This window comes from Candidatus Thiopontia autotrophica, from assembly GCA_014384675.1.
Lineage (GTDB): Bacteria > Pseudomonadota > Gammaproteobacteria.
On record JACNFK010000026.1, the window covers coordinates 53,564 to 69,868 of the forward strand.

19 protein-coding genes, 2 tRNA genes and 3 rRNA genes are annotated in these 16,305 nt (G+C 48.2%); 17 read left to right on the top strand and 7 right to left on the bottom strand.

What is annotated here, in order from left to right; translation table 11 throughout:
- The first annotated feature begins 11 nt into the window (after positions 1 to 11).
- The 9 genes from hisA (at position 12) to tatC (ending at position 5,118) form a co-directional block, all read left to right on the top strand.
- On the top strand, positions 12 to 746 hold the full coding sequence (hisA, locus tag H8D24_04940; GenBank protein MBC8519738.1) for a 1-(5-phosphoribosyl)-5-[(5-phosphoribosylamino)methylideneamino]imidazole-4-carboxamide isomerase: 735 nt from the start codon (positions 12 to 14) through the stop codon (positions 744 to 746).
- A 9-nt stretch (positions 747 to 755) separates the two neighbouring features.
- Positions 756 to 1,529: an imidazole glycerol phosphate synthase subunit HisF gene (hisF, locus tag H8D24_04945; protein ID MBC8519739.1), complete on the top strand. Its 774-nt coding sequence runs from the start codon at positions 756 to 758 to the stop codon at positions 1,527 to 1,529.
- Positions 1,526 to 1,921 carry a phosphoribosyl-AMP cyclohydrolase gene (gene hisI / locus H8D24_04950; protein MBC8519740.1) on the top strand — a complete coding sequence of 132 codons (396 nt, stop codon included), beginning with the start codon at positions 1,526 to 1,528 and terminating at the stop codon, positions 1,919 to 1,921. Before hisF ends, hisI begins: the two co-directional genes overlap by 4 nt.
- Positions 1,918 to 2,610 carry a lipid-binding SYLF domain-containing protein gene (locus tag H8D24_04955; GenBank protein MBC8519741.1) on the top strand — a complete coding sequence of 231 codons (693 nt, stop codon included), beginning with the start codon at positions 1,918 to 1,920 and terminating at the stop codon, positions 2,608 to 2,610. Before hisI ends, H8D24_04955 begins: the two co-directional genes overlap by 4 nt.
- The gene (locus tag H8D24_04960; protein MBC8519742.1) at positions 2,607 to 2,927 is read left to right on the top strand and encodes a phosphoribosyl-ATP diphosphatase; all 321 of its coding nucleotides are present in this window, start codon (positions 2,607 to 2,609) and stop codon (positions 2,925 to 2,927) included. Before H8D24_04955 ends, H8D24_04960 begins: the two co-directional genes overlap by 4 nt.
- Complete coding sequence (locus H8D24_04965) at positions 2,928 to 3,269, top strand: histidine triad nucleotide-binding protein (GenBank protein ID MBC8519743.1); 342 nt, start codon at positions 2,928 to 2,930, stop codon at positions 3,267 to 3,269.
- Positions 3,270 to 3,335: 66 nt separating this feature from the next.
- Complete coding sequence (gene tatA, locus H8D24_04970) at positions 3,336 to 3,578, top strand: Sec-independent protein translocase subunit TatA (GenBank protein ID MBC8519744.1); 243 nt, start codon at positions 3,336 to 3,338, stop codon at positions 3,576 to 3,578.
- Between the two features lie 41 nt (positions 3,579 to 3,619).
- Entirely contained in the window at positions 3,620 to 4,015 is a 396-nt protein-coding gene (gene tatB, locus H8D24_04975) for a twin-arginine translocase subunit TatB (GenBank protein MBC8519745.1), read from the top strand.
- Positions 4,015 to 5,118 carry a twin-arginine translocase subunit TatC gene (gene tatC / locus H8D24_04980; protein MBC8519746.1) on the top strand — a complete coding sequence of 368 codons (1,104 nt, stop codon included), beginning with the start codon at positions 4,015 to 4,017 and terminating at the stop codon, positions 5,116 to 5,118. Before tatB ends, tatC begins: the two co-directional genes overlap by 1 nt.
- Positions 5,119 to 5,144: 26 nt before the next feature.
- Here tatC and H8D24_04985 read toward each other — a convergent pair whose 3' ends face one another.
- Positions 5,145 to 6,695, bottom strand: a complete 1,551-nt coding sequence (locus H8D24_04985) for a 2,3-bisphosphoglycerate-independent phosphoglycerate mutase (GenBank protein MBC8519747.1) — start codon at positions 6,693 to 6,695, stop codon at positions 5,145 to 5,147.
- A gap of 122 nt (positions 6,696 to 6,817) precedes the next feature.
- Here H8D24_04985 and H8D24_04990 point away from each other — a divergent pair, with 122 nt between their 5' ends.
- The 7 genes from H8D24_04990 to H8D24_05020 all read left to right on the top strand — a co-directional run bounded on the left by H8D24_04990 (position 6,818) and on the right by H8D24_05020 (position 10,367).
- Entirely contained in the window at positions 6,818 to 7,159 is a 342-nt protein-coding gene (locus H8D24_04990; GenBank protein ID MBC8519748.1) for a winged helix-turn-helix transcriptional regulator, read from the top strand.
- Positions 7,160 to 7,397: 238 nt separating this feature from the next.
- Positions 7,398 to 7,625, top strand: coding sequence for a DUF2892 domain-containing protein (locus H8D24_04995; protein ID MBC8519749.1), 228 nt, complete (start codon positions 7,398 to 7,400; stop codon positions 7,623 to 7,625).
- Positions 7,626 to 7,656: 31 nt separating this feature from the next.
- Complete coding sequence (locus H8D24_05000; protein MBC8519750.1) at positions 7,657 to 8,085, top strand: rhodanese-like domain-containing protein; 429 nt, start codon at positions 7,657 to 7,659, stop codon at positions 8,083 to 8,085.
- Positions 8,086 to 8,106: 21 nt separating this feature from the next.
- Positions 8,107 to 8,361, top strand: a complete 255-nt coding sequence (gene grxC, locus H8D24_05005) for a glutaredoxin 3 (GenBank protein ID MBC8519751.1) — start codon at positions 8,107 to 8,109, stop codon at positions 8,359 to 8,361.
- A 3-nt stretch (positions 8,362 to 8,364) separates the two neighbouring features.
- Positions 8,365 to 8,799: a thioredoxin TrxC gene (gene trxC / locus H8D24_05010; GenBank protein ID MBC8519752.1), complete on the top strand. Its 435-nt coding sequence runs from the start codon at positions 8,365 to 8,367 to the stop codon at positions 8,797 to 8,799.
- 39 nt (positions 8,800 to 8,838) lie between these two features.
- Positions 8,839 to 9,309: a protein-export chaperone SecB gene (secB, locus tag H8D24_05015; protein MBC8519753.1), complete on the top strand. Its 471-nt coding sequence runs from the start codon at positions 8,839 to 8,841 to the stop codon at positions 9,307 to 9,309.
- 23 nt (positions 9,310 to 9,332) lie between these two features.
- Positions 9,333 to 10,367, top strand: coding sequence for an NAD(P)-dependent glycerol-3-phosphate dehydrogenase (locus H8D24_05020; GenBank protein ID MBC8519754.1), 1,035 nt, complete (start codon positions 9,333 to 9,335; stop codon positions 10,365 to 10,367).
- A gap of 96 nt (positions 10,368 to 10,463) precedes the next feature.
- Here H8D24_05020 and H8D24_05025 read toward each other — a convergent pair whose 3' ends face one another.
- Positions 10,464 to 10,916 (bottom strand): tRNA (cytidine(34)-2'-O)-methyltransferase, encoded by a 453-nt coding sequence (locus H8D24_05025; GenBank protein ID MBC8519755.1) that lies wholly within the window; start codon positions 10,914 to 10,916, stop codon positions 10,464 to 10,466.
- A 44-nt stretch (positions 10,917 to 10,960) separates the two neighbouring features.
- On the opposite strand from H8D24_05025, the gene H8D24_05030 reads away from it, so the two are divergent.
- Positions 10,961 to 11,926, top strand: a complete 966-nt coding sequence (locus tag H8D24_05030; GenBank protein ID MBC8519756.1) for a dihydroorotate dehydrogenase — start codon at positions 10,961 to 10,963, stop codon at positions 11,924 to 11,926.
- Between the two features lie 85 nt (positions 11,927 to 12,011).
- Here the strand turns inward: H8D24_05030 and rrf are convergent.
- The 5 genes from rrf to H8D24_05055 form a co-directional block, all read right to left on the bottom strand.
- A 5S ribosomal RNA gene (rrf, locus tag H8D24_05035) occupies positions 12,012 to 12,127 on the bottom strand.
- Positions 12,128 to 12,270: 143 nt separating this feature from the next.
- A 23S ribosomal RNA gene (locus H8D24_05040) occupies positions 12,271 to 15,179 on the bottom strand.
- A 321-nt stretch (positions 15,180 to 15,500) separates the two neighbouring features.
- Positions 15,501 to 15,576, bottom strand: a tRNA-Ala gene (locus tag H8D24_05045).
- A 93-nt stretch (positions 15,577 to 15,669) separates the two neighbouring features.
- Positions 15,670 to 15,746, bottom strand: a tRNA-Ile gene (locus H8D24_05050).
- A 62-nt stretch (positions 15,747 to 15,808) separates the two neighbouring features.
- Positions 15,809 to 16,305: ribosomal RNA gene (locus tag H8D24_05055) — 16S ribosomal RNA — on the bottom strand; the annotation flags it as partial.

Here is a 16,305-nt window from a genome sequence, read left to right on the forward strand (position 1 = left end):
CTAATGAACCTATGATTATCATTCCTGCCATCGATCTAAAGGATGGAAAATGTGTGCGCCTTCGTCAGGGCATCATGGAGGATGAGACCATATTCTCTGATGATCCAGTTGCCATGGCTGCCCAGTGGGTTGAACAGGGGGCTCGTCGTCTCCATCTTGTTGACCTTAATGGTGCATTTGATGGTGAACCAAAAAATGCGGGAGTAGTCCATGCCATTGCTGCTGCCTATCCCAATCTTCCAATTCAGATTGGTGGCGGTATCCGTACCCATGAGACAGTCCAAACCTATATTGATGCCGGCGTAGAGTATGTAATTATTGGCACCAAAGCGATTACCGACCCATCCTTTATTCGAGATCTTTGCAGTGAATTTTCTGGTCACGTAATTGTGGGCATAGATGCCAAGGACGGTAAGGTTGCAATAAATGGCTGGGCCGAGGTCTCTGATCAGGACGCAACCGATGTTGCCAAATCCTTTGAATCTGACGGGGTATCCTCTATCGTCTACACCGATATCAGTCGAGACGGGATGATGCAAGGTGTCAATGTGGATGCCACCAGAAAACTGGCCGACTCCGTCAATATACCTATTATTGCCTCTGGAGGAATCACCAACATGGATGATATCAAGGCACTCTGCAAGGTTGCTGACCACGGCATCATGGGAGCAATAACCGGGCGAGCGATCTATGAAGGGTCTCTGGATTTTGCTGAGGCTCAACATTACTCTGACCAACAAAATTAGGGGTTTTTTATGGGGCTGGCAAAACGTATTATCCCCTGTCTTGATGTCGATCAGGGACGTGTGGTTAAAGGAGTTCAGTTTGTCGATATTCGTGATGCCGGTGATCCGGTTGAGGTAGCTCGGCGCTATGATGATGAGGGGGCTGATGAGATAACATTTCTTGACATCACCGCCAGCCACGAGGGACGTGACACTATTGTTCATGTGGTAGAACAGGTGGCCAGCCAGGTTTTTATCCCTCTCACAGTTGGTGGAGGCATACGTGAGGTGGCCGATGTCCGCCGTATGCTTAATGCTGGCGCCGACAAGGTGGCTATAAATACCGCCGCCGTTTTCAACCCCGAGTTTGTGCGTGAGGCATCTGACCGTTTTGGATCGCAGTGTATTGTAGTTGCCGTTGATGCCAAAAGAGTCAGCACCGAAGGTGAGCCTCTAAAGTGGGAGATATTCACCCATGGTGGGCGCAAAGCAACAGGAATTGATGCCATAGAGTGGTCGAAGAGGATGGTTGATTACGGTGCTGGAGAGATCTTGTTGACCAGCATGGACCGTGACGGAACCAAACAGGGGTTCAATCTGCCCCTTAACAAAGCGGTAAGTGAAGCAGTATCTGTACCGCTCATTGCCTCTGGTGGAGTTGGTAACCTGCAGCACCTGGCTGATGGAGTTATCAAGGGTGGCGCAGATGCCGTACTGGCAGCCAGCATATTCCATTTTGCCGAGTATACTGTTGGAGAGGCAAAGGCCTTTATGGCAGAACAGGGAATAGAGGTTAGATTGTGAGTAATCCCACGAAATGGCTAGATGAGATCAACTGGACAGAGGATGGGCTGGTGCCTGTTATCGTTCAAGAGGCAGAAACTGGAGATATCCTGATGTTTGCCTGGATGAATCGTCAGTCACTACAACTCACTACTGAAACTGGGCATGCCGTATACTGGTCACGCTCCAGAGAACGCTTATGGCACAAAGGAGAGGAGTCTGGGAACCAACAGATTGTCAGTTCTATACGCCTTGATTGTGATGAAGATGTGGTGCTGATCACAGTTGAACAGCGTGGCGGAATTGCCTGCCACACTGGACGTCACAGCTGTTTCTACCGTGAACTGGAGGAAGATCAGTGGAAAACTATTGCACCGGTACTGAAAGATCCAAAGGAGATGTATCGACAATGAGAACACTCAAGACCCTGGTCATTGCCTTGGCATTTATTCTGGCACCACTTCAGGCTATTGCAGGAGGCAAAGAGACCGCAACCATCTGGTCTGCCATACAGGTGCTGGAAGATGTGCTGGTTGGCCCTGAGGAGGAGAGCATCCCGTCCTCTCTATTACAAAAAGGTGATGGAGTAATAATCCTCCCAGGCATGATTAGCGTTGGTTTTGGGGTTGGAGTCAGACACGGTAATGGGGTGATGCTATTCAGAAAAGATAAAGAGTGGAACAATCCTGTCTTTGTCTCCATGAGTGGGGCCAGCTATGGGTATCAGATTGGCGCCCAATCCAGTGATGTTATTCTTTCCATAAAGCGTCCCAACAGTATTGAAAGCCTGCTGGATGGCAAATTGACCCTGGGAGTTGACGCATCAATGTCTGCCGGGCCTATTGGTCGAGATACTACCGCTGCAACTGACCCCCTGCTGAGAACAGAAATCTACTCATGGTCACGCAGTAAAGGGCTGTTTGCCGGAGTTGCGCTTGATGGTTCTATCCTTACCATTAATGACGAGGCAAATGCACGCTTCTACGATAAGCCTGGAATCAGCGCCAGTGATATTATCGAACAACCCACAAACAATCGTTCCAGCGGACTACGCCGACTCAAGGAACTGCTCAACCAGCACATTACCAGGGAGTCCCCATGAGTAATATTCTCAACGAACTCACATCAATTCTGGAGGAGCGGAAGAGCGCAGATCCACAAGAGTCCTATGTCTCCAGTCTCTACCACAAGGGAATTGACACAATCCTGAAGAAAGTTGGTGAAGAGGCTACAGAAACTGTCATTGCTGCAAAAGATGGGGATCATGCACAAATCGTCTATGAGATGGCAGATTTATGGTTTCACTGCCTGGTACTGCTCTCCCACCAAAACATATCACCTGACGAGGTTTTATCTGAACTGGAGCGGAGACTGGGTGTCTCTGGCCATGAGGAGAAGGCCTCCAGGGAGAGTGTATAGATGAGTGACGACTGTCTTTTTTGCAAAATGGTATCTGGTGAGGTGCCGGCGGACATTGTCTATGAGGATGATGAGATCATGGTATTCAGGGACATCTATCCGAAGGCTGATGTACATCTGTTGATGATCCCAAAGAGACATACCGAGAGCCTGGCTACACTTACAGCAGAAGATGATGCTCTGACATCAAAAATGGTTAGGCTATTACCGGAATTGGCACATACACAGGGGCTGGATGGAGGGTTTCGCACCATTATCAATACCGGTGCAGATGGAGGACAAGTGATCTTTCATCTTCATATCCACCTGCTGGGAGGTAAAAATCTCCCCGGCTTTGGCTAAAGCCATTATAATCTCAGGATTATCTACCAGATATTTCTTTAAATTTATTACAAGGGAGTAGTGACGATGGGCGTTGGAGGCATTGGAATTTGGCAGTTACTGATAGTACTGGTATTGGTTATCCTGATCTTTGGAACCAAGAAACTGAAAAATGTGGGCGGTGATCTTGGAGGAGCTATCAAGAGCTTCAAGAGCGCTGTCAAGGATGGAGACAAAACCGAAGAGCCTGCTGCAGAACCTGCGCAGTTGAATCAGGCTGAAGAGGATGTCATAGAAGGTCAGAAGGTCGAAGAGAAAGACAAGGTTTAACGTAGCAGCAGAGAGGAACCCCTCTCTTCTGACATCTCTCTATGTTTGATATTGGATTCTGGGAACTGACTATTATCGCTGTGGTCACCCTGCTTGTAGTAGGGCCAGAGCGAATGCCGGCGCTTGCACGCACGGCCGGAAAATGGTTTGGCAAAATTTCACGCTTTATTAGCTCAGTAAAATCTGACATTGACCGTGAACTCAAAGCGGAAGAGATGAAGAAGGTGATGGAAAAACATGCATCTACTGCCGGTTTGCATGACATTATTGAAGAGACCCAAGCTGATATGAAAGAGATTCATGAGGCAACCGAAGAGATGGTAAGCGCCACCAATGAGGTAGCCCAGGAAGCTGAGGACTCATCTGCTCCTGTCGATCAAACTGACCCCAAAGAGAAAGCGGAAAAAAAATACAATAGTGATGACGAGTACTACTGATGAGCAATAGTAGTCCCGAAGGAATTTCTGCGGAACAGACATTTGTCAGCCATCTGATTGAACTGCGTGACCGTCTGTTACGAATAGTGATGGCTATTCTGGTTGTCTTTCTTGGCCTGTTTGCCTTTGCCAACGATATCTATCACTACGTAGCCAGCCCCTTGATGGAGCTCCTCCCGGAGGGGCAGAGCATGATTGCTACCGGTGTAATCTCTCCCTTTCTGACACCCTTCAAGCTGACGCTGATTTTCTCTTTCTATATTGCAATTCCCTATATCCTCTATCAGGTATGGGGGTTTGTTGCGCCAGGCCTTTACAAGCATGAGCGCAAGATGGTGATGCCGCTGGCAGCATCAAGCACTGTTCTCTTTTATACAGGCATGGCATTTGCCTACTATGTGGTATTTCCGCTGATCTTTGCCTTCCTCACCACCACCGCACCTGAGGGGGTTGAGGTAATGCCGGACATGAAGGACTACCTGGACTTCGTGCTCAAGCTCTTCTTTGCATTTGGGGTCGCCTTCGAGGTTCCAATTGCTACCATCTTGCTGGTCTGGATGGGAACTACTACTCCTGACAAGCTTCGTGAAAAACGCCCCTACGTTATCGTTGGCGCATTTGTTATTGGTATGCTGTTGACTCCGCCAGACATGATCTCCCAAACCCTACTGGCAATTCCCATGTGGATTCTGTTTGAGGCAGGGATTATATTTTCAAAGTTCTTTATGCCAAAAGATGATGATAGCAACAGCTCTACGGACAGCACTCCTCCGAAAAGTCCATCACCCAACTCTCCATCAGGAGGCAGTTCATCATCACAGCCAGATGAAGACGATGGTCCAACCGAGGAGGAGATGGAGGCTGAGCTTGATCGAATTGAGGCCGAAGAGGATAGAGAAGAGGACAGAGAAGAGGAGCTTGAGCGCGCTGAACGTGCACGCAAAAAGGCCAGGAAAATGGCGGACAATGTTCGCATGGACCACTACGAACCCCCCATTTCAAAACGTTATGAGCCTCTGGATGAGGTCAGCGAAAAGCTCCTCGATGAGGAGCTGGATATGATGGATGGAACATCCGGAACCGAGCCTGACTCTTCTAAATAAGCCCCCTCAACCAGCCGGTCTCATCTTCAGGACTCTTGTAACAGACTCTCTCCTGTCATCTCGGCAGGCACCTTCAACCCTAAAATATGTAGCATAGTCGGCGCAATATCAGATAGTGCGCCTGATGAGACACGATCAACTGAGATACCATCTCCTATATAAATTAGTGGAACCGGATTCATAGTGTGCGAGGTATGTGGTTGGCCAGTTTCACGGTCACACATGGTTTCACTATTACCATGATCTGCTGTCAGCAACATATCGCCATTAGCCTCACGAATAGCTGCTACCACCTTGCCCAAACAGTGGTCTAGTGACTCAATCGCCTCAACTGCCGCATCCATCTTTCCGGTATGACCAACCATATCTGAATTGGCAAAATTACAGATAATGACATCATATTTGCCCCCTCTTATCTCATCTACCAGACGTGCCGTTACCTCATATGCGCTCATCTCTGGCTGCTGATCATAGGTCTCCACATCTGGGGAACAGATAAGCAATCGATCCTCATACGGATATGGCTCCTCTCTGCCCCCGTTAAAGAAGAAGGTGATATGGGCATATTTTTCAGTCTCGGCAATTCTCAACTGATGCAGTCCGAACCTGGATATATACTCACCAAAAACATTTGGCAATCTGTCCGGCGGAAAAGCTACCGGAATCCCGTACCCCTTCTTGTACTCGGTGAGAGATGTGATGGAGCCAAAGTGTGGCCTTGATTCGCGCTCAAATCCCTCGAACTCCTCCATGATCATGGCCTCTGTCAGTTGACGAGCCCGATCAGAACGATAGTTCATCAACAGCACGACATCTCCATCCACCATTTTGATGGGTGACTCCCCATCTTTTGCAATAACTGTTGCATCGACAAATTCATCGCTCTCCCCACGAGCGTAAGCCATCTCCAGCGCCTCCATTGCGCTATCTGCTCTATACTCGGCAACCCCCTCAACCATTGAGCGATACGATTTCTCAACCCGTTTCCATCGTCGGTCTCTATCCATTGAGAAATGACGCCCAATGACAGAGACGATAGCACCTGCCCCGCACTCACCAAATACGGCCTCCATCTTGTCAATGGATGAGGCTGCACTCTTTGGTGGGGTATCACGGCCATCCAGAAATGCATGTACATAAATCTTCTCCGCACCATGCTCTGCTGCCATTTTGACTATAGAGTGAATATGCTCTTCATGGCTATGAACACCACCTGGCGACAGCAGGCCAACAACATGGATGGCACTGCCGCTCTTTACAGCATCATCTATTGGTGTAACCAGTGTTTGATTAGAATAAAACGAGTGGGTACGAATGGAACGACATATTCTGGTGTACTCCTGATAGACCACACGACCTGCACCAAGATTGAGATGACCAACCTCAGAGTTTCCCATCTGATCTGCCGGCAACCCAACCTCTGCGCCATGTGTAGCAATCAATGCATGTGGATTTTCTTCCCATAATTTATCCCATACCGGGGTATCTGCAGTGACAATTGCATTGCAGTCTGAGGACTCTCTATATCCCCAGCCGTCCAGAATACAGAGGAGTACCGGGCCGCGTTTAGAACTCATACAAATAGATTCATCTCGAAGTAGACATTGGTCTCGTTATTATATAATGTCACGCTTTATAGATGTGAATAGATGTTGGCTGATGTGAAAAAACAACTCAAGGATAGAGGGGAATCACTAAAATGAGTAAGGTGGAAACGCTGGAAAACAGTGAGTGTGACGAGGCAGACAACCTGCTTGGAAATGATGAAGATATTGATCGTGCATCACGATCACTGAAAGCAATGTCACATCCGCTTCGTCTAAAGATTCTCTGTGTACTGGGAAAAGATGAGTTGAGTGTACAGCAGATAGTTGATGCAGTAGGCACATCTCAGAGCAACATATCACAACACCTGTCCACACTGCGTGACCGTGGAATTCTGGATTCATACAAGGATGCAAACCGGGTCTTCTATATGGTTGGAGACAGTAGAACACTCAAGCTAATCGGTATGATGAAAGAGGTTTTCTGTCGCTGTTAAGGAAGCTCTGATGAAGTCACTTTGTGGCCCAATCAGATCTCCCTCACAAGTTATCCTGTGGGGACTATAGAGTCCTTCCCCCACAACCCCATCCCATCAGGCTTTTTCAGAGGTTTCTTACCTGCTGTTGCTGGCGGTAATTTTCTCGCCATCTACCACTCCTGAATATAGATTTTGGCTATAATATGGGGTCTGATGCTCTATATCTGCAACACAACCTGTCTTTAAGGAGAATACAATGACAAGAGAACAGATCCTGCGTATCCTTGCCGGCTTCTTTGTCCTGCTTTCACTGTTCCTGGATGGAACCATATCAACGGACCCAAGCTGGCTATGGTTTACTGCATTTGTTGGACTAAATCTGTTTCAGAGTGGCTTTACCGGATTCTGCCTGCCGGAAAAAATTCTATCGGCAATGAATATCGGCAAACCATGTAGCTGGACTGAAGAGAACCCCAGCACCTAATAACAACTACTTAAACAAGAGATCGATGTTCATGGAAGAACTATCAACCTTTATATTCAACAACTGGGAGCTGGTTGCTGCCTTTGTGATGACGCTAGTTATGCTGTTCTTCAATATTTATGGGGATCAGTTGCGTGGATTTGAATCCATCACTCCTGAAGCCGCCATTCGCCTTATGAATGAGGATGACACCGTGTTGCTTGATGTACGCGCCAAGGATGAACTGACAAAAGATGGGCAGATCAAGGGGGCATCACATATTCCCCTGAACCAACTCAAAAACAGCCTTGGCGATCTGGACAAACACCGTACACATCCAGTTATTGCTATCTGCAGATCTGGTCAACGCTCTGGAGTTGCCTGCTCACAGATGAAAAAAGGCGGGTTTGAAAAGGTCTATAATCTCAAGGGTGGTATTCGCTCCTGGAAAAATGCCGGCCTCCCTGTCTCATACAAATAACTGTAGCTGTAATATAAATATATGCCAAAAATTGAAGTTTATTGCACCAAGACATGCCCGTACTGCCGTATGGCTGAGGCCCTTCTGGATAGAAAAGGGGCCGAGTACACCAAAATATTTATTGATGGTGACAGTGATGGGTGGGCGCAAATGGAGGAGCGTAGTAGACGCAAAACGGTTCCGCAGATCTTCATTGGGGAGACCCATGTGGGCGGTTTTGATGATTTATCTGCACTGAATGCGGCAGGCAAACTTGACCCGTTGCTGGAGGGGTAACAGATGACAGATAGCCTTCATATTGTCTGCCCGCACTGTGACGGCATCAACCGCCTTCCTGCATCCAAACTTGTCTCTGATGGAAAATGTGGCAAGTGTCACAACTCACTGTTTGATGGCAATCCAGTTGATCTGGGAGCCCATAATTTTCAGCGTCATATTGAACGCAACGATATCCCTGTTGTGGTCGACTTCTGGGCCAGTTGGTGCGGCCCATGCAAAATGATGGCTCCTGTATTTTCGCAAGCAGCAAAACAATTACAGCCCCACTATCGTCTTGCCAAGGTAAGTACGGAGCAGGAGCAGGCCATTGCGGGGCAGTATGGCATTCAGAGCATCCCCACACTCGCAATTTTCAAGCATGGAAAGGAGATTGCCCGCCAGGCTGGAGCCATGGACCTTAGCAGCCTGACTCAATGGGTTAGGCAATTTCAATAATTTAGATACAACCACGAGAATCCCTACAAGAGAACAGTTATGAGTGAAGAACAGACAGAACAAACTTTTGAAATCCAAAAAATATACCTGAAGGATGTCTCTTTTGAGTCACCCAAATCACCCGCCATATTTCAAGAGAAGTGGGAGCCTGTGAGCAATCTTAATATTGGAACACAGCACCATAAAATTGGTGAAAACCTCTATGAAGTCGTAATCACTATGACCACCACCGTTACTGTAAATGATGAGACCGCATTTCTCGCAGAGATTCAGCAGGCAGGTATATTTGCTCTTGCCGGATTTGAGGAGGGGGCTCTGGGACATGTGCTGGGTTCATACTGTCCAAACACCCTGTTCCCATATGCTCGTGAGGCCATCTCTGATCTGACAACAAAAGGTGGGTTCCCTCCTCTAGTACTGGCACCAGTCAATTTTGATGCCATCTATGCAAAGCGCCAGCAAGAGATGCAACAGCGTGAGGAGTCCGACACTAGTGAGACAAAGCACTAAAGGCTATCCAGACTAAAGCCCAAATGTCGTCATCCAGCCAACCAAAAATGGTAACTGTTCTGGGGGCAGGGTCATGGGGGACTGCTCTTGCTATACAGTTATCTCGCAAGAGCCATGATGTTACCCTCTGGGGACACTCACCAGACCATCTGAAAACCATAAGCAGAGACCATGAGAACCGGCAATATCTACCTGGTGTGCAGATGCCGGGGTCACTCTCTCTGAATCCAGATATCGCCTCGGCAGTTGAAGTTGCCGAAATAGTAGTTGTTGCAGTTCCAAGTCACGCTTTTCGAACCACCCTGCAAAAAATCCGGAGCACGATTCCTGACGACACTACAGTTGTCTGGGCAACCAAAGGGGTAGAGAAAGAGTCACACAAACTTCTTCATCAGGTTATTGAGGAGGAGCTTGGTAGTGGAAGAAAAAAAGCACTGCTCTCTGGGCCAACCTTTGCCAAAGAGGTTGCGCAGGGACTACCAACTGCCGTAACCATTGCATCAGATGAAATTGAACATGCGCACACTATTGCTGAACTGTTTCATAGTGAAACTTTTCGTTGCTATACAAGTAATGATATCCCTGGTATTGAGATTGGTGGTGCCACCAAGAATGTATTGGCTATTGCGGCCGGTATCGCTGATGGTCTTGGCTTTGGTGCCAACTCAAGAGCAGCACTGATTACCCGTGGCCTTCATGAACTAATAAAGCTTGGCACGGACTATGGTGGGAAGGCAGAAACCTTTATGGGCCTTGGTGGCCTTGGAGATCTGGTGCTTACCTGTACTGATAACCAATCAAGAAACCGTCGATTTGGGATAGCAATTGGTAAAGGTAAAACTGCAGAGGCGGCACTCAAGGAGATTGGCCAAACTGTAGAGGGATTTGATGCGGCACGCGATATAAACCAGATAGCATTATCAAGGGGGATAGAAATGCCTATTACAAAACAGGTCGCAGATGTGCTTCACAACAACAAGAACCCAAAAATGGCTGTACGTGATCTTCTGCAACGAGGGCTCAAAACAGAAAACCAGGAAACCTCTGAAAAAGCTTAATGGGATGGGGGTTTGAGGGAAGGGCTCTATCGTCCCCATAGAATAACTTGTAAGGGAGATCTGATTGGATCACGAATTGACTTAATCAGAGCCTCCCTAAAAACCTGTCTGACGCAACCCTTCATAGAGAACAACTGCGACAGCATTGGAAAGGTTCATGCTTCGACTCCCTCCAACCATGGGGATGCGTATCCTCTGACCTTGTGGAAAGCTGTTTCGTATCTCCTCCGGCAGCCCTCTGGTCTCAGGTCCAAAAAGAAAAGTATCTCCACTTCTATATTCAGGCACAAAATGTGATTGCGTTGCATGAGTTGTCGAAGCAAAAATTCTCGAGCGATCAAACTGTTGCAAACATAAATCCAGTGTCTGATACTCCATGACCGAAGCATGCTCCAGATAATCCAACCCGGCCCTGCGCAGTCGCTTCTCATCCATCTCAAACCCAAGAGGATGAATCAGATGAAGTTGCGCCCCAGTGTTCGCACAAAGTCGTATAATATTCCCGGTATTTGGGGCAATCTCCGGCTCATAAAGAACAATATTCACCAACACTCCTTGAGATCTAATCTCTAAATCGACTGGATAGTATCATTATGGAAAAACCATCACTAGCAATAGAGTTCTGCGGAATCAGAATGAAAACCCCGGTAGTGTTGCTATCTGGATGTGTCGGCTTTGGTGAAGAGTACACACGTATTACTGGATACTCCAACCAGGAGGTCGGTGCGATCTGTCTAAAAGGAACAACTCTTGAGGCAAGATTAGGGAATACCCCACACCGTGTTATAGAGACCCCTGGAGGAATGATCAACTCCATTGGTCTACAAAACCCTGGAGCCAGACATGTTATTGAGGATATCATTCCCAGACTTGACCTGAGTGAAACCAGATATATAGCAAATATCTCCGGCTCCAGTATCGATGAGTATGGAGAGATCACAAAATTATTTGATGATTCTCCCGTAGACGCAATCGAGATCAACATCTCCTGCCCCAATGTAAAAGATGGTGGTGCCGTATTTGGGAATGATCCAGAGGTCTCTGCCCGTGTAGTAGAGGCCTGTAGAAAGGCAACAACCAAACCGCTCATTACCAAACTCTCACCCAATCAGACCGATATTGCCGACAGTGCCCAGCACTGCATAGATGCCGGAACCGATGCCTTTGCCGTAATCAATACATTGATGGGCATGTCTATTGATATCGAGAAACGCAGGCCAGTTATCGGCAACAACCAGGGCGGACTATCAGGCCCCGCCATCAAACCAGTTGCCTTGCGCATGGTTCATCTGGTCCATCAGGTCTGCAAAGATCACAATATCCCGATTATTGGTCAGGGCGGAATCTCCAGTGCAGAGGATGCACTCGAGTTCATCATTGCCGGCGCCACTGCCATAGGGGTTGGAACAGCCCTGTTCAATGACCCATTAATCTGTAAAGAGATCAACCAAGGCATTGTATCTTACATGGAGAAACATCAAATAAACTCTCTATCAGAGCTTACCGGGACGTTAAGTCTTAATCAGCCCGCTCCAGCAACACCAGCCTGCAACTGTTAAGGAAGCTATCCTATGGGGCTACCTGCAAACCTGCAGACAAAAGAAAACCCGTAAAGGAGATCCTTTACGGGTTTTCGGGATATAAGCCTAGTAATGTCCTACTCTCACATGGGGAAACCCCACACTACCATCGGCGATGAACGCTTTCACTTCTGAGTTCGAAATGGGATCAGGTGGGTCGCGGACTCTATGGTCACTAAGCAATTCTTGATCTCTGAACAGTGGGTAAAATTATCTACCCACTATCCAGAAAAATTCTGGAAATCGTTAAAAGCTATACATGTTGGTTGTAACAATCGATATTGCAACTTTCTATAGTTGATTCAATAACAGTGCCAAATAGTTTGGGTGTTATATGATCAAGTCTCACGGTTAATTAGTACTCGTTAGCTTCATGCATTGCTGCACTTCCACACCGAGCCTATCAACGTCGTAGTCTTCGACGGACCTTTAGAGACTTTAAAAGTCTAGGGAGATCTTATCTTGGGTGAGGCTTCCCGCTTAGATGCTTTCAGCGGTTATCCCTTCCATTCATAGCTACCCGGCAATACCACTGGCGTGATAACCGGAACACCAGAGGAATGTCCACTTCGGTCCTCTCGTACTAGAAGCAGCTCCCCTCAAATCTCCAACGCCCACGGCAGATAGGGACCGAACTGTCTCACGACGTTCTAAACCCAGCTCGCGTACCACTTTAAATGGCGAACAGCCATACCCTTGGGACCGGCTACAGCCCCAGGATGTGATGAGCCGACATCGAGGTGCCAAACTCCCCCGTCGATATGAACTCTTGGGAGGAATCAGCCTGTTATCCCCGGCGTACCTTTTATCCGTTGAGCGATGGCCCTTCCATTCAGAACCACCGGATCACTAAGACCAGCTTTCGCTCCTGCTCGACGTGTCTGTCTCGCAGTCAAGCACCCTTATGCCTTTGCACTCAAGAGCATGATTTCCGACCATGCTGAGGGTACCGTCGCGCTCCTCCGTTACTCTTTGGGAGGAGACCGCCCCAGTCAAACTACCCACCATGCATTGTCCCCAATCCGGATAACGGACCTAGGTTAGAACCCCAAACATACCAGGGTGGTATTTCAAGATTGGCTCCACCTGAACTAGCGTCCAGGTTTCAAAGCCTCCCACCTATCCTACACAGATAGGTTCAGAGTTCAATGCAAAGCTGTAGTAAAGGTGCACGGGGTCTTTCCGTCTAGCCGCGGGTACACTGCATCTTAACAGCGATTTCAATTTCACTGAGTCTCGGGTGGAGACAGTGTGGCCGTCATTACGCCATTCGTGCAGGTCGGAACTTACCCGACAAGGAATTTCGCTACCTTAGGACCGTTATAGTTACGGCCGCCGTTTACCGGGGCTTCGATCAAGAGCTTCGCCGAAGCTAACCCCATCAATTAACCTTCCGGCACCGGGCAGGCGTCACACCCTATACTTCCTCTTACGAGTTTGCAGAGTGCTATGTTTTTAGTAAACAGTTGCAGCCACCATTTCACTGCGGCCCCCTTCAGCTCACGGAGCAAGTCCGATCACATACAAGGGGCGCACCTTCTCCCGAAGTTACGGTGCCATTTTGCCTAGTTCCTTCACCCGAGTTCTCTCAAGCGCCTTAGGATTCTCACCCTGACCACCTGTGTTGGTTTGGGGTACGGTCACAACAATATCTGAAGCTTAGAGAATTTTCTTGGAAGCATAGCATCAATCACTTCGCCCAAAAGAGGGCTCGTTATCACACCTCAGGATTGAGAACCCGGATTTGCCTAAGTTCTCTCCCTACATGCTTGAACCAACATATCCAACAGTTGGCTGATTTAGCTTTCTCCGTCATCCCATCGCAATATTGCGTGGTGCAGGAATATTAACCTGCTTCCCATCGACTACGCATTTCTGCCTCGCCTTAGGGGCCGACTCACCCTGCTCCGATTAGCGTTGAGCAGGAAACCTTGGTCTTTCGGCGTGGGGGTTTTTCACCCCCATTATCGTTACTCATGTCAGCATTCGCACTTCTGATACCTCCAGCAAACCTTACAGTTCACCTTCAACGGCGTACAGAACGCTCTTCTACCATGCATACAAGTATGCATCCGCAATTTCGGTGTATAGTTTAGCCCCGTTAAATCTTCCGCGCAGACCGACTCGACCAGTGAGCTATTACGCTTTCTTTAAAGGGTGGCTGCTTCTAAGCCAACCTCCTGGCTGTCTATGCCTTTCCACATCGTTTCCCACTTAACTATAACTTTGGGACCTTAATTGGCGGTCTGGGTTGTTTCCCTCTCCACGACGGACGTTAGCACCCGCCGTGTGTCTCCCGTGATTGCACTTCTAGGTATTCGGAGTTTGCAACGGGTTGGTAAGCCGGGATGGCCCCCTAGCCGTAACAGTGCTCTACCCCCTAGAGTGATACACGAGGCGCTACCTAAATAGCTTTCGAGGAGAACCAGCTATCTCCGGGCTTGATTAGCCTTTCACTCCGATCCACAGCTCATCCCCTCATTTTTCAACATAAGTGGGTTCGGGCCTCCAGTAGGTTTTACCCCACCTTCACCCTGACCATGGATAGATCGCTCGGTTTCGGGTCTACTCCCAGCTACTATTCGCCCTATTAAGACTCGGTTTCCCTACGGCTCCCCTAAATGGTTAACCTTGCAACTGAGAAGTAAGTCGCTGACCCATTATACAAAAGGTACGCAGTCACAGAACAAGTCTGCTCCCACTGCTTGTACGTATACGGTTTCAGGATCTATTTCACTCCCCTCTCCGGGGTTCTTTTCGCCTTTCCCTCACGGTACTAGTTCACTATCGGTCAGTAAGGAGTATTTAGCCTTGGAGGATGGTCCCCCCATATTCAGACAGGATTTCACGTGTCCCGCCCTACTCGATATCACTATAAAAGCTTTTTCACATAAGGGGCTATCACCCTCTATGGCCAGACTTTCCAGACTGTTCTGTTAAAACTTAAATAGCTTATGGGCTAATCCCCGTTCGCTCGCCGCTACTAAGGGAATCTCGGTTGATTTCTATTCCTCCGGGTACTTAGATGTTTCAGTTCTCCGGGTTTGCTCTACCTATCCTATATATTCAGATAGGAGTGACTATCAAAGATAGCCGGGTTTCCCCATTCGGAAATCCTCGGGTCAAAGCTTGTTTATCAGCTCGCCGGGGCTTATCGCAGATTACTACGTCCTTCATCGCCTCTTACTGCCAAGGCATCCACCGTATACGCTTATTCACTTGATCATATAACCCCAAAATATCTGGTGTTATTTAATCAGATCTCATTCCTGAGATCAGATATCACATATTGCTATATGAAATCACAGTAACGATTGAGTATACCCGTTTTGAATCCAATCTCTTGAACTCAAAACATTAAATCAATACGGAATGTATTGACCCATGTACAAGTCGGTTTTTCATCACAAAAAACCGAACTCTTTTTGCTTTTGGACGGGGATTTGAGACCCGTCCAATCGCGCCTTTAACTTTTTCCTAATTTTTAAAGATCAAACTAACCGTTTTAGGTTAGAGAATAGGCTCTCATCGAAAACCTATTCTTTAACCTTTTTGGTGGAGCCAGGCGGGATCGAACCGCCGACCCCCTGCGTGCAAGGCAGGTGCTCTCCCAGCTGAGCTATGGCCCCAATTTAAAACTAAATTTCGCAGATTGTGATTTTGGGCTAGTGAAGTATATTAAAAATATACGAGCTAGACCAAAGGCGCAAGCTGCGGAATTTTGGTGGGTCTGGGTGGATTTGAACCACCGACCTCACCCTTATCAGGGGTGCGCTCTAACCAACTGAGCTACAGACCCAGAATATATTCTAATCAGATAACTTGTGAGGATACTCGCAACGGATCCTGCCTCGCTTTCTCTTAAAGGAGGTGATCCAGCCCCAGGTTCCCCTAGGGCTACCTTGTTACGACTTCACCCCAGTCATTGATCACACCGTGGGCAGCGTCCTCCCCGAGGGGTTAGACAACTGACGTCTGGTGCAACCAACTTCCATGGTGTGACGGGCGGTGTGTACAAGGCCCGGGAACGTATTCACCGCGACAATGCTGATTCGCGATTACTAGCGATTCCGACTTCATGGAGTCGAGTTGCAGACTCCAATCCGGACTACGACCGGCTTTAAGGGATTCGCTTACCATCGCTGGTTTGCAGCCCTCTGTACCGACCATTGTAGCACGTGTGTAGCCCAGCCCATAAGGGCCATGATGACTTGACGTCATCCCCACCTTCCTCCGGTTTGTCACCGGCAGTCTCCTTAGAGTCCCCGCCATTACGCGCTGGCAACTAAGGATAGGGGTTGCGCTCGTTGCGGGACTTAACCCAACATCTCACGACACGAGCTGACGACAGCCATGCA